Genomic DNA, 13100 nt, shown 5'->3' on the forward strand with positions numbered 1-13100 from the left:
ATAAAGGCACTCATTTAGGAGTGCCTTTATCATTTATTTGTAGGATGAAATGATTCTATTTAAATAGAGAATAAATAAAATTTGGATGTATTAAAAATCTCTCTTAGTATATTTGTAAAGAAATATCAAATAATAATTTATAAATACAACTAGGAGGAACATTGGATGAGAAAAGAGGTTTTGTCCAATAAACAAGCCATATCTATTATTGCTATATCCTTATGCGGATCTTTTTCTATTTTTACTACGGGAGTAGATGCTAAAAGAGATATATGGATAGCTATTTTATTGGCAAGTTTTTTGGTTATACCTATGATGATTGTATTTGCAAGAATACAGTATCTTTATCCCAATAAAGATTTATTAGATATTATACAAATCTGTTTTGGGAAGTGGATTGGAAAAGGAATCATTGTTATATTAATTTGGTACACATATTTTTGGGCTTCAGATGTTTTGTTTAATTTGGGAACTTTTATTGAAGTGGTTAGTCTTTCTGAAACTCCTAGAATTGTGTTGGTGATATTTTTGAGTATTTTATGTTGCTGGGGTGTGAAAGAAGGAATTGAGGTATTAGGAAGATGGTCAGAACTGTTTTTAATTGTGAATATTTGTATGACTATTATTATAATATTTCTATTGATTCCTGAATTTAAAATCAATAATATACTTCCTATTTTGAATGAAAAAAATAATTTTTTATTGAAAGGAGTTTTAAGTGTAGCTGATTTATATCTTCAAATAGCAGTATTTATGATAGCTTTTTCAAATTTTAAAGAAAAAAAATCTTCTTATAAAGTCTATTTTACAGGTTTAGGAATATTGACTTTATTTACTCTTGGGATTTCTCTAGTGAATATTTTAGTTATTGGAATCAATGAAATTACAACAAACTATTATCCAACGTATACTACTATGACAAGAATTGATATAGGAAATGTATTACAAAGATTAGAAGTAATCATTGGAGCTATATTTGTTTTAGGTATATTTGTAAAAGTAAGTATATTGATATTATGTACATCTAAAGGGATTATGAAAGTATTTGAATTGACAGATTATCGCTTTTTAGCAACTCCCGTTGTTTTACTGATTATAAACTTATCTTATTTTCAATACGATAGTGCCATACATTATTTTGAATTTAATATAGAAATATGGCCATATTATTTTTTTCCAATACAAGTGATTCTACCAGTAATAGTATTGATTGTAGCTGAGATCAAAAATAAGTTAAGCCTATAAAGGATTCCTTTATAGGCTTTTATAGTATATATAATTAAATTTGATTGGTAAGTTTTAAAATAATCTGAGCAATGATAGCAGAAGAAATATATGTTCCTATAAAAACAAAACAAGATAAAATAATTATCTTCCAGCTTGATTTTGCAAAAGCATCTAAATCTTTTCCAATAGAAATTCCTGTATAAGCAAGAATGGCTGTTGTTAAAGATAAAAAATTCACTTTTTCTACCATAGATGATATTTTTAAAGCAAATGGAAAATTAGGAAAAGTTGCCATGCAACCGATTAATACAATGTATGCAACACTAGGTATTTTTATAGGAATAATTTTAGATAAAGCTACACCAGCTAGACAAATTAGAACTAGAATCATCATACCTGGGATAGATTCTATAATACTTGTATGATAGCCAATAAAATTACTTACTAGAGAAAGAATGCTGATAATTAGTAGTACGAATAAAGTGTTTTTAAAATTCATTATTTTGCCTCCTCTGTGTTTTTACCATATTTTAATTGATAGCAAAAAGAATATAAACGCTCAGAAATAGGTAAGGCTAACCATAAAGACATATATAATCCATCTAGACCTGAGAGCATATTGCTTGCTGCACCAAAAGCAGCTAAGGTTTCTTGCATATGAGGATACATAGCAGACAAAGAGCCTACACTTGCTGTCATCATACTAGCACTTCCCACTCCAGACGCCATAGCTAATGCATAGGGATGAAGAGGAAGGTATGCGGCACAAAAGCTTGCTAGAACACCAAAGAATACAGTTCCAAATACAGTGCCACTGATATATACTCCCATAACCCCTTGTCCTTCGGGACCATCCATTCCATATACATCTGAAATTAAAGCTACATTTGGTTCACGTGCAATAGAATGAGCAGCTCCAATTGCTTCTCTTTTTAATCCTAAGAATACCGCTAAAGGAATGCCAAGTAAAACAGTTCCTACATTTCCCAACTCTTGGAGTATTAAAGCTGGTCCTGCAGAAATAATTTTAGGTAGACTTGGACCGATTAAAGTGCCATATCGAGCCATAAGGAGTAGTAAAGTTACGGTAATTAAACTACCTGCATCTTTCATATCTTTTTCGTTTACAGCTTTTAAGAATTTAGGACCCATAAAAATTCCAATGATCAAAGCATAAAGCATAGGAAGGAGTACAATTGTTCCAGGACCAAAGGAAAATTTAAATATTCCAATTAGTTCAGATATAATTACAAGAATAAGAGCTATAATATGAACTTTCCAATTTTTCATATACATTCCTCCGATTTATTTTAGATAATTTTCCATCATTTGAATATATTCTTCTTTTGTAAGGAGAGGTTTAAAATTATTTATAATTTCCTTTGAAAAATAACCTTTATTTCCAAGAAGATCGATAATAGTCATAGCGAATAATTTAGCAGGTATAATGCAAGCTGCATCATAATCAACTGTATGAAAACCTTCTGTATGTAATGCACCATCTACTCCTCCTACAAAAGGATGAATAGTTGGAATAAGATGAGATAGATCTCCCATATCTGTAGATGCTCCAAAATGGCCAGCATCGTGGATTTGATCTTTTGAAAGTAGTTTTTCTGCATTTTTAGCAAATAATTTATTTAATTTTTCAGAACAATTTAAAGGTAAATAAGCACCTACTGTTTTAATAATTGTTTGTGCACCAGTAGCCAAGCCACCTGCTTTTAGAGCGTTATCTACTTTTGTATTCGCATTTTCTATAGCTTTCATACTTTTAGCTCGGACATAAGTCTCCATTCGTACATCAGCTGGAACGCTATTGACAGAATCTCCACCCTTTGTAATGATAGGATGAACCCGAACATGATCGGTATCTATGAAGGTTTCACGAAGAGCATGTATACTTGTAAGACCAATCATAGCAGCATTTAAAGCATTGATACCATCATGAGGAGCTTCAGCAGCATGAGCTGTTTTTCCCAAATATTGAATAGATTTTGCAACAAATCCGTTACTTGTATTTCCTATAGAAATTTTAGCTTCTGGAGAATTTTTTTCTGAATGCATCATCATAGCCATATCCACATCATCAAAGGCACCATTGTAGATAAGCTCTTGTTTTCCTCCAAAGAAGCGTATTTTATTTTCTTGGCGAAGCTTTTCTCTATAAGCAAGATCAATAAATTCCTCTGCAGGTACAGCCAGAAAAGTTACATTTCCATAAAGCTGTTCGCTTACTCCTGATTTTTTCAAACCAAAGGCACTTCCGATCATAGCAGCCATTTGAAGATTATGGCCACAAGCATGGGCTGCATGAGTAAGTGGATTTGCCATTTTACTTTCAGGGCAAAATACAGCATCTAATTCTCCTAGAATTGCAATATTTGGTCCTTCCCATGAATCTTTTAGTTTTGCTTTTATTCCTGTAATTCCTAGATGATCTTCGTAAGGAATCTGTAGAGTATCAAATATTTTTTTAGTATTTTCTGAAGTCTCAAATTCCTTATATCCAAGCTCTGGACATGATTCTAGCTTTTTGGCAAAATCAATAATATCATTTTTATGTTCATCAATGGCATCACAAACTACTTTTTTTATTTCTTCAATATTCATTTTTATCACCCCGTATATTTGTAAAATTTATTTGTTGTTAGGTATAAAGGACCCTCCTCTCTTGTGTAATGGAAAAAATAGATAAGCTTTAAATGTTATTCTAGTATATACATGAAATAAATTCAATAAAATTGTCGAAAAAAGATATATATATGGATAAAGCCTATAGAGGAGATACTCCCTATAGGCTTGGTTTGGGACCATAATATTGATAATAGTCTACTTTAATTCTTCCGTTATATAATTTTCTTTTTTTATCAGCTTTTTTACCATAGAGCTTTTCAAAATTTTCATAAGAAGTAAGAATATATTTTGACCAGGTTGGAACTTTGTTAAACACTCTGCCCATTTCTTTATACATTTTTTCTACTTCTGGGATTTCGTTGAGTCTTTCTCCATATGGAGGATTACATAAAATGACTCCATATTCTTTAGGACTGTGAAATCTTACAAAATCTTTTGTTTCAAAATGAATACAATCGTCCACACCTGCTTCAAAAGCATTTTCTTTTGCAGCATCAATTGCTTTGGGACTAATATCTGATGCATATATTTTAAGGGATACATCTTGATCAATAGATTTTAAAGCTTTTATTCTTTCTTCTTTCCATAAATCTTTACTCAAAATAGGCCAATCTTCGGATACAAAGCTTCTATTGAGCCCTGGGGCAATATTCTTTCCAATCATAGCAGCTTCGATAGGAATAGTTCCAGAACCACAAAAAGGATCTACTAAAATTCTATCTTTATTCCAAAAGCTTAGCATAATCATGGCAGCAGCTAAAGTTTCTTTGATAGGAGCTTTTACACTTTCTACTCTATATCCTCTTTTATGTAAAGCAGTACCGCTTGTATCTATAGTTAATGTGGCAATATCTTTTAGAATAGATACTTGTATGGTGTATTCTGGTCCTGTTTCTTCAAACCAATCTATATGATATTTAGATTTTAATTTTTCTACTACTGCTTTTTTAACTATAGATTGGCAATCAGGAACACTAAATAATTTTGACTTTACAGATTTTCCTGTTACTGTAAATTTGCCGTCTTGAGGAATCCACTCATCCCAAGGAAGAGCTTTTGTTTTTTCAAATAATTCTTCAAAAGACAATGCTTTAAAATCTCCTAGTTTAAGGAGTATTCGATCTGCACTTCTAAGCCATAAATTTGCTTTTGGAATACTAGATAAATCTCCTTTGAAAGTAATTTTTGCATCTTCTACTTGAATATCTTCAAATCCTAAATGTAAAACTTCTCTTTTGACTACAGCTTCAAGTCCAAAGGTAGAAGTGGCGATGAGTTCAATTTGTTTCATAGAATCCTCCTAAAATATGAATTTGTTTCTAGGTTATTATAACAAATTATTTAAATAATATAAAAAATGTTTTGTAAATCAATCATATTTTTAATAAAAATAAATTTATATATTCAATATAATTTTATAAAAATTAAAAATGATGAATATATTTTAAAAAACGCAAAAAAGTGTCCTTGTATAAAATACAACTGAACTTATATAAAATATATTTTTAAATAATAGAAAAATATAAAGTAAATAACTGGATTTAGAAAATATTGGATTGAACCAAAGGAATAATCACAAAAAATAAGATAAAGAATAAATTATTTTTTAAAAATATGCTTAATATCAAAAAATAAAAAGATACAAAATATGGAATATGTCTTTGGTACGCGAATTATCTTTATTAACAATAATGAATAAAAATAAAATTAATCAATTGTATATAAAATATAAATAAATTCTTAAATACAGTGTTTTCAATGATAGGAAAACGATATTTTATATTAGTATGGTTATGTAAAATATCAATTTATAAATAAATATGCAATATTTTTGAAAAATAAGAAGGAGAAAGAAAAAAGTTGTCGAATATTAATCTAAATAATTCAAACAAAATTTTCCTTTTTAAAATGAAAAAGGTAATTTTGTTAAAATCAATAAGGGAGGAACAAAAATGTTAAAAAAAGCAGTATCTTTAGTGCTGATGATGTCACTAGTAGTAGGAAGTCTTGTGGGATGTGGGAATTCTACTAGTGAAACAGCAGGGGAAAAAAAGAACAATTTAGTAGTTGCTACAGCTTATGATGCAAAATCTTTAGACCCACATGCAACAAATGATATGGCTTCATCTAATGCAATGAAACAAATTTATGAAAATTTAGTTACATTAAATGACAAAAATGAAGTAGTACCACAACTTGCAGAAAAATTTGAAAAAATAGATGATAAGACTTATAAATTTTACTTAAAAAAAGGAGTAAAATTTCATAATGGTGAAGAGTTAAAAGCCAGTGATGTAAAGTTTACTTTTGAAAGAGCAATGAATGAAGGTGCAGCAGTAGAGCATATAGTAGGAGAAATTGATCCTAATGGAATAGAAATCATAGATGACTATACGATTGTGATTCAAACAAAAAAACCATCTACACCATTTTTAACATCTTTAGCTCATGTAGGTGGAGGATGTATCTTAAATGAAAAAGCAGTAAAAGAAGCTGGAAACAATTATGGAATGAACCCAGTAGGAACAGGTCCATTTAAATTTGAAAGCTGGGCAAAGGGAGATAAAATTGTTTTAAAAAGAAATGATGATTATTATGGAGAAAGACCAGCATTTGAGGAAATGGTATTAAGAGCTATTCCAGAAGCTACCAATAGAACCATAGAGCTTGAAAGTGGAGCAGTAGATATAGCTTATGATATTACTGCTAACGATGTAAGCAGAGTAGAGGAAAATCCTGATTTAGAAATATTAAGAAAAATAGATAATTCAACTACATACCTTGGAATGAATTGTGAAAAAGCTCCATTTAATAATGAAAAAGTTCGTCAAGCTATTAATTATGCTCTAGATACAGAATCTATTGTAAAATCTGTATTCAGAGGAGTAGGAGGAATTGCTACAGGAACTGTGGCACCAAATGTAAAATATTTTAATAAAGAATTAGGAAAACCTGATTATAATGTAGAAAAAGCAAAACAATTATTAAAAGAAGCAGGATTTGAAAAAGGATTTAAAACAGTGATTTGGACAAATGACAAAAAAGAAAGAATAGATATTGCAACGATTATGCAAAGTCAATTAAAAGAAATAGGAATTGATGTAGAAATAAAAGTATTAGAATGGGGTGCATTGTTAGAAGGATTAAAAAATAAACAACATGATATTGTAGTAGTTGGATGGACTTGTCAAACACCAGATCCAGATATGGCTATATATGCTCCTTTCCATTCAACGATGAAGGGAAAAAATAATTTTGCTTTCTTTGGAGACCCACAAATAGATGAGTTACTTGAAAAAGGAAGATTGTTAGAGGACTCTCCTGAAAGAGAAAAAGTATATTATGATGTTCAAAAATTACTTAGAGAAAAAGCTCCATGGGTAGTGATTAATAATGGAGAGCAAGTAGTAGGAGTAAGAAAAGGAATCACAGGATTTGCTCCAAGTGAATATGGATATCATGCCCTTTATAATGTTCAATTTGGTAGTCAAAAATAGATTTTTTTAAGTGAGAGCATAGGAAACTATGCTCTTATCTACTGATATGTATAAAAGTTTGTTTTATAAGGAGGATTTTGAATGCTAAAGTATATTACAAGGAGGGTATTGTTTCTTATTCCTGTATTGATAGGGGTTGCTTTTATGGTGTTTACATTACTTTATATTACACCAGGAGATCCTGCTAGGATGGCTTTAGGGGAGCAAGCTTCTCAAGAAGCAGTAGATCAATTAAGGGAAGAAATGGGAATTAATGACCCTTTTTTAGTCCAATTTGGACGATATGTATATAATGGAGTAGTCAAACAAGATATAGGGAGGTCTTATATTACCCATAGACCAGTAGCAGAAGAGCTTTTTAATGTATTTCCTACAACTTTAAAGCTTGCATCTTTGTCAATGCTTATAGCACTTATTATAGGGATTCCTTTTGGAATTATATCTGCTATTAAACAATATTCTATATTTGATTCTGTAGTGATGGTATTTGCCCTTATTGGAATTTCTATGCCTGTATTTTGGCTTGGATTACTACTGATATTATTTTTCTCTGTACAGCTTGGATGGCTTCCGTCTTCTGGATTTTACAGTTTAAAACATATGATTTTACCAGCAATTACACTAGGAGCTCAATCTATTGCAATTATTACTCGTATGACACGTTCAAGTATGCTTGAGGTAATCAGACAAGATTATATAAAAACTGCAAGAGCAAAAGGACAAAAGGAAAGCAAAGTAGTCTTAAAGCATGCTTTAAGAAATGCGCTTATTCCAGTTATTACAATTGCAGGAATACAATTTGGAATATTACTAGGAGGAGCAGTATTGACAGAAGTAATTTTCTCCATTCCTGGTGTAGGAAGGTTGATGGTTGAGTCTATAAAAATGAGAGATTATCCAATGGTTCAAGGTGGAGTTTTGTTTATTGCTGTTGCCTTTAGTATTGTAAACTTATTAGTAGATTTATTGTATGCATATATTGATCCAAGAATTAAAGCTCAATATAGATGATGAAAGGAGGAGAATTTTTTTGAGTACTAAAACATTAGAAAAAAAAGAAACAATAGTCAAACAAAAAAGAAAAAGTAATTTTTCAGAAACAATAAGAAGACTTAGAAAAAGTCATATGGCAATGCTTGGACTGTGTATTGTCTGTATATTGATTTTAACAGCCATATTTGCTGATTTTATTGCTCCTTATGAGTATGACGATCAAAACCTTAAAAATAATTTTCAAAGCCCATCACAAGATCATTTATTTGGTACAGATGAATTTGGAAGGGATATATTTAGTAGAGTAGTATATGGTTCAAGAATATCTCTAGAGGTAGGCTTTATTGCAGTAAGTATTTCAGTTATATTAGGAGGAATTTTAGGAGCTATAGCTGGTTATTATGGAGGAGTAACTGATAATTTGATTATGAGATGTATGGATATTTTATTATCTATTCCTCAAATCCTTTTAGCCATTGCTATTGCAGCTTCATTAGGGCCAGGACTTTTCAATCTTATGATTGCTGTAGGAATTTCTTCTATTCCTCAATATGCAAGATTGGTTAGAGCATCAGTACTTTCTATTAGAGAACAAGAATATATAGAAGCTGCTCGATCTGTTGGAGCGAGTGATGCAACTATTATATTTAAGCATATTTTACCTAATTGCTTAGCACCTATTATTGTACAAGCTACATTAGGAGTTGCTTTTGCTATATTAACTGCTGCAGGACTTAGCTTTATAGGTCTAGGAATTAAACCTCCTATACCAGAATGGGGAGCTATGCTATCAGGAGGAAGAGGATACATAAGAGATTGTTCTTATATGACTTTATTTCCAGGACTTGCTATTATGATTACTATATTGGCGCTGAATTTCTTAGGAGATGGTTTAAGGGATGCATTGGATCCAAAGCTTAAAAATTAGGAGTGTGGGAAGATGAGCACGAAAGATAAATTATTAGATATAAAAAATTTAACGATCCATTATAAAACAGATAACGGAATAGTAAGAGCTGTTGAAAATTTAAATCTTTATTTAAATAAAGGAGAGACATTAGGTTTTGTAGGAGAGACAGGAGCTGGAAAGACCACTACTGCATTGGGAATTATGCAGCTTGTACCCAATCCTCCAGGAAAGATTGTAAATGGAGAAATATTTTTTGAAGGAGAAGATTTACTAAAGAAAAGTTCTGATGAAATGAGAAATATATTAGGAGAAAAAATTGCAATGATTTTCCAAGATCCTATGACTTCTTTAAATCCTGTACTTTCTGTTGGAGATCAAATTGCAGAAATGATTGAGCTTCATGAAAATATCAGCAAAAAAGAAGCAATGAAAAAAGCAGGAGATATGCTTGAAAAAGTAGGAATTCGAAGAGAAAGAATGCATGATTACCCTCATCAATTTAGCGGAGGAATGAAACAGAGAGTAGTTATTGCCATTGCCCTTGCATGTAATCCTTCTTTAATTATTGCAGATGAACCCACTACGGCGTTAGATGTTACTATACAAGCACAAGTATTAGAGCTTATGAAGGAATTAAAGGAAGAGTACAATACATCTATGATTCTTATTACTCATGATTTGGGTGTTGTAGCGGAAATATGTGATCAAGTGGCTATTATGTATGCAGGAAATATTGTAGAGTATACAGACAAAAAAACATTATACAATCATCCCCTACATCCATATACATTAGGTTTGTTTGATTCTATTCCAGATTTAGAGGAAGAACAATATGAACTCAATGTGATTAAGGGATTGCCGCCAGATCCTACGAATCTTCCATCCGGATGTACTTTTCATCCAAGATGTAATAAAGCTATGGATCAGTGCAGTAAGTGTAAACCAGACATGATAGAGGTAGAGCCAGGACATTTTGTTTCGTGCTTTTTATACGAAAAATAATTCATGAGGGAGGGGATGATCTATGGCAAATATAGGAGAAAAATTAATAGAAGTAAATCACTTAAAAAAGCATTTTAAAACGAAAAAAGGAATGTTACATGCTGTAGATGATGTAAGCTTTTTTATTAACAAAGGAGAAACTTTAGGATTAGTAGGTGAATCTGGATGTGGGAAATCTACAACTGGAAGATTATTAATAAGATTATTACAAGCTACAAGCGGAGAAGTACTATACAAAGGAGAGAATGTTTTAAAATTTAATTCATCTCAGATGAAAGAGTTTAGAAAAAATGCACAAATTGTATTTCAAGATCCATACTCTTGCCTAAATCCAAGATTTACAGTATCAGAAATTATTGCAGAACCACTTCATGTCAATAAAGTATATAAAAATAAAATAGATATGAATAAAAGAATTGTAGAGCTTATGGAGATTGTTGGATTATCAGAAAGATTAATCAATGCTTATCCTCATGAATTAGATGGAGGAAGAAGACAAAGGGTAGGGATTGCAAGAGCATTGGCACTGAGTCCTGATTTTATTGTACAAGATGAGCCTGTATCTGCGTTAGATGTTTGTATTCAAGCTCAAATACTAAATCTTATGAAAAACCTTCAAAGAGAGCTTGGCCTTACATATCTTTTTATTGCTCATAATTTAAGTGTAGTAAAGCATGTAAGTGATAGGATTGCTGTTATGTATTTAGGAAAGATTGTAGAGCTTTCAGATTATCAATCTATTTTTAAAGACCCATTACATCCATATACACAAGCTTTATTATCTGCTATACCTATACCAAAGGTAGATATAAAAAGAGAAAGAATTATTCTACAAGGAGATGTTCCAAGTCCTATTGATCCTCCAGCAGGGTGTAGATTCTGTGGAAGATGTATGTATAAAAAGGATATATGCATGAAGGAAACACCAGATTTAAAAGAGATAGAGCCAGGTAGATTTGTGGCTTGTCATTTTGCTAAAAATTTAAGATAAATGAATATAGGAGGAAATGTTATGAATATTGATATGAAATATACAATAGATGTGATGAAGGATGTACTTTCTATTCACAGTCCAGCTGGATATACAGAAGAAGGAATTAATTATTTAAAAGATGAATTTGACAAATTTGGGATTTCAACAAAAATGACCAATAAAAAAGCACTAATCGCAACTATTGAAGGAGAAGATGATGAAAATCAAAAGGTCATTGCAGCCCATATAGATACTCTAGGTGCTATTGTAAGAGAAATTAAGCCAAATGGAAGATTAAAGCTTTTAGCCATTGGAGGCGTGGCATGGCCTTCTGTTGAAGGAGAAAATGTAATTATAAAAACTATGAATGGAGAAGAGTTTACAGGAACGATTTTACCAGAGAAAGCATCACTTCATGCTTATTCAGATGAAGTAAAAGAAATCATGAGAACAGATGATAATATAGAAGTAAGAATTGATGAATTTGTAAAAACAAAAGAAGATACATTAAATTTAGGAATCAATGTAGGAGATTTTGTATTTTTCCAACCAAGAACTCAAATTACAGAAAATGGATTTATTAAATCTAGATTTTTAGATGACAAAGCTTGTGTAGCAGCAGTATTTGGATTGGTAAAATATTTAAAAGACAACAAAATCAAACCTAAATATACGATTCATTTATATATGACCAATTATGAAGAGCTTGGACATGGAATATCCTATTTGCCAGAAAAAACAAAAGAAGTATTGGCATTAGATATTGGAATCGTAGGAGCTACCCAACAATCAGATGAAAGAAGAGTTACCATTTGTGCAAGAGATAGCCGTACTCCATATGATTTTGGATTTAGAAAAAAACTAGTAGATCTTTGTAAAGACAATCATATTGATTATACAGTAGATGTGCATTTTAGATATGGATCTGATGCGAGTCTTGCTATGATTCAAGGGTTTGATGCAAATTTTGCATGTGTAGGACCTGGAGTAGATGCAACTCATCATTATGAAAGAACTCATATAAAAGGTATAGAAGAAACTGTAAAATTATTAGTAAAATATGTGACAGAATAGGGAAAAAATTCGCATGTTCCTATGGTCACTGCTCATGGCGCCAACGAAATTCTTTCATTTTAAATGGGTATCATAATAAAAATTAGATATACTTTCAATCCTATAAATAGAAGGAGGAATAAAATGGAGAAAACTTTAGTGATTATAAAGCCTGATGGAGTAAAGCGCGGCTTAATAGGAGAAATTATTAAGAGATATGAAAGAAAAGGACTTAAAATAATAGATTGCAAAATGGTTCAAGCAGATAGAGAAATTCTTCAAAAGCATTATGATGAACATAAAGGAAAAGACTTTTATGAAGAATTATTAACTTATATGATGAGTGGCAAAATTTTGGTCATGATTTTAGAAGGAGAGAATGCGATACAAATCGTAAGAAAAATTCATGGAAAGACGAATCCAGTAGATGCAGACATAGGAACTATTAGAGGAGATTTTGCAAATAGTACTACACAAAATATTGTTCATGCTTCTGACTCTAAAGAATCTTCAGAAAGAGAAATTTTTATATGGTTTTCTAGATAAAAAAGATTGAGATGAAAAATCATTTATAGATAGTATCTAGCATTCATAAGAGACTTGATACTGCATTTGCTCAAATTCAGAAAACCCCCAAAATGAATTGACTACAAAAATTTATACAAACTTCCATAAGGCTACTTTTGAGGACTAAATCCTGTATTGTACAGGATTTAGTCCTTTTAATGATGCAACAAAAATCAGATTATATCACGATTAAGAAGTAATATCCCTTTATAAAAAATATAGATATTCTCCCTATTTTGAA

Annotated in this window: 12 protein-coding genes; 8 read left to right on the forward strand and 4 right to left on the reverse strand. The window is 31.0% G+C overall.

From position 1 onward, the window contains the following. The first annotated feature begins 165 nt into the window (after positions 1 to 165). A complete protein-coding gene (locus BN2409_RS07065) occupies positions 166 to 1245 on the forward strand; it encodes a GerAB/ArcD/ProY family transporter (protein WP_053955929.1) in 1080 nt (359 codons plus the stop codon). Between the two features lie 34 nt (positions 1246 to 1279). On the opposite strand, the gene BN2409_RS07070 is transcribed toward BN2409_RS07065, so the two are convergent. From BN2409_RS07070 to BN2409_RS07085, 4 genes are all read right to left on the reverse strand, one after another. After that, positions 1280 to 1726: a hypothetical protein gene (locus BN2409_RS07070; protein ID WP_053955930.1), complete on the reverse strand. Its 447-nt coding sequence runs from the start codon at positions 1724 to 1726 to the stop codon at positions 1280 to 1282. Next, entirely contained in the window at positions 1726 to 2517 is a 792-nt protein-coding gene (locus tag BN2409_RS07075) for a DUF3100 domain-containing protein (protein ID WP_053955931.1), read from the reverse strand. The genes BN2409_RS07070 and BN2409_RS07075 overlap by 1 nt, the downstream gene beginning before the upstream one ends. Positions 2518 to 2532: 15 nt before the next feature. Next, positions 2533 to 3840 (reverse strand): amidohydrolase, encoded by a 1308-nt coding sequence (locus BN2409_RS07080; protein ID WP_053955932.1) that lies wholly within the window; start codon positions 3838 to 3840, stop codon positions 2533 to 2535. Between the two features lie 181 nt (positions 3841 to 4021). Then, a complete protein-coding gene (locus BN2409_RS07085; RefSeq protein WP_053955933.1) occupies positions 4022 to 5155 on the reverse strand; it encodes a THUMP domain-containing class I SAM-dependent RNA methyltransferase in 1134 nt (377 codons plus the stop codon). 661 nt (positions 5156 to 5816) lie between these two features. Between BN2409_RS07085 and BN2409_RS07090 the strand changes: the two genes are divergently transcribed. The 7 genes from BN2409_RS07090 to ndk all read left to right on the forward strand — a co-directional run bounded on the left by BN2409_RS07090 (position 5817) and on the right by ndk (position 12838). After that, positions 5817 to 7361: an ABC transporter substrate-binding protein gene (locus BN2409_RS07090; RefSeq protein ID WP_053955934.1), complete on the forward strand. Its 1545-nt coding sequence runs from the start codon at positions 5817 to 5819 to the stop codon at positions 7359 to 7361. Positions 7362 to 7442: 81 nt separating this feature from the next. Further along, positions 7443 to 8372 carry a nickel ABC transporter permease gene (nikB, locus tag BN2409_RS07095; RefSeq protein WP_053955935.1) on the forward strand — a complete coding sequence of 310 codons (930 nt, stop codon included), beginning with the start codon at positions 7443 to 7445 and terminating at the stop codon, positions 8370 to 8372. 19 nt (positions 8373 to 8391) lie between these two features. Further along, positions 8392 to 9282: an ABC transporter permease gene (locus BN2409_RS07100; RefSeq protein ID WP_330375399.1), complete on the forward strand. Its 891-nt coding sequence runs from the start codon at positions 8392 to 8394 to the stop codon at positions 9280 to 9282. A 12-nt stretch (positions 9283 to 9294) separates the two neighbouring features. After that, positions 9295 to 10266 (forward strand): ABC transporter ATP-binding protein, encoded by a 972-nt coding sequence (locus BN2409_RS07105; RefSeq protein WP_053955936.1) that lies wholly within the window; start codon positions 9295 to 9297, stop codon positions 10264 to 10266. Between the two features lie 22 nt (positions 10267 to 10288). Continuing rightward, positions 10289 to 11257: an ABC transporter ATP-binding protein gene (locus BN2409_RS07110; protein WP_053955937.1), complete on the forward strand. Its 969-nt coding sequence runs from the start codon at positions 10289 to 10291 to the stop codon at positions 11255 to 11257. A gap of 21 nt (positions 11258 to 11278) precedes the next feature. After that, positions 11279 to 12313: a M42 family metallopeptidase gene (locus BN2409_RS07115; RefSeq protein WP_053955938.1), complete on the forward strand. Its 1035-nt coding sequence runs from the start codon at positions 11279 to 11281 to the stop codon at positions 12311 to 12313. A gap of 123 nt (positions 12314 to 12436) precedes the next feature. Continuing rightward, positions 12437 to 12838, forward strand: a complete 402-nt coding sequence (gene ndk / locus BN2409_RS07120; RefSeq protein ID WP_053955939.1) for a nucleoside-diphosphate kinase — start codon at positions 12437 to 12439, stop codon at positions 12836 to 12838. Positions 12839 to 13100: the final 262 nt, after the last annotated feature.

It is taken from the genome of Inediibacterium massiliense (genome assembly GCF_001282725.1).
Classification (GTDB): domain Bacteria; phylum Bacillota; class Clostridia; order Peptostreptococcales; family Thermotaleaceae; genus Anaerophilus; species Anaerophilus massiliensis.

Coding starts and splice junctions, on each gene's coding strand:
- BN2409_RS07085 (WP_053955933.1), bottom strand. CDS start 5,155: ATGAAACAAATTGAACTCATCGCCACTTCTACCTTTGGACTTGAAGCT.
- BN2409_RS07115 (WP_053955938.1), top strand. CDS start 11,279: ATGAATATTGATATGAAATATACAATAGATGTGATGAAGGATGTACTT.
- BN2409_RS07075 (WP_053955931.1), bottom strand. CDS start 2,517: ATGAAAAATTGGAAAGTTCATATTATAGCTCTTATTCTTGTAATTATA.
- BN2409_RS07070 (WP_053955930.1), bottom strand. CDS start 1,726: ATGAATTTTAAAAACACTTTATTCGTACTACTAATTATCAGCATTCTT.
- BN2409_RS07090 (WP_053955934.1), top strand. CDS start 5,817: ATGTTAAAAAAAGCAGTATCTTTAGTGCTGATGATGTCACTAGTAGTA.
- nikB (WP_053955935.1), top strand. CDS start 7,443: ATGCTAAAGTATATTACAAGGAGGGTATTGTTTCTTATTCCTGTATTG.
- BN2409_RS07110 (WP_053955937.1), top strand. CDS start 10,289: ATGGCAAATATAGGAGAAAAATTAATAGAAGTAAATCACTTAAAAAAG.
- BN2409_RS07080 (WP_053955932.1), bottom strand. CDS start 3,840: ATGAATATTGAAGAAATAAAAAAAGTAGTTTGTGATGCCATTGATGAA.
- BN2409_RS07105 (WP_053955936.1), top strand. CDS start 9,295: ATGAGCACGAAAGATAAATTATTAGATATAAAAAATTTAACGATCCAT.
- BN2409_RS07065 (WP_053955929.1), top strand. CDS start 166: ATGAGAAAAGAGGTTTTGTCCAATAAACAAGCCATATCTATTATTGCT.
- ndk (WP_053955939.1), top strand. CDS start 12,437: ATGGAGAAAACTTTAGTGATTATAAAGCCTGATGGAGTAAAGCGCGGC.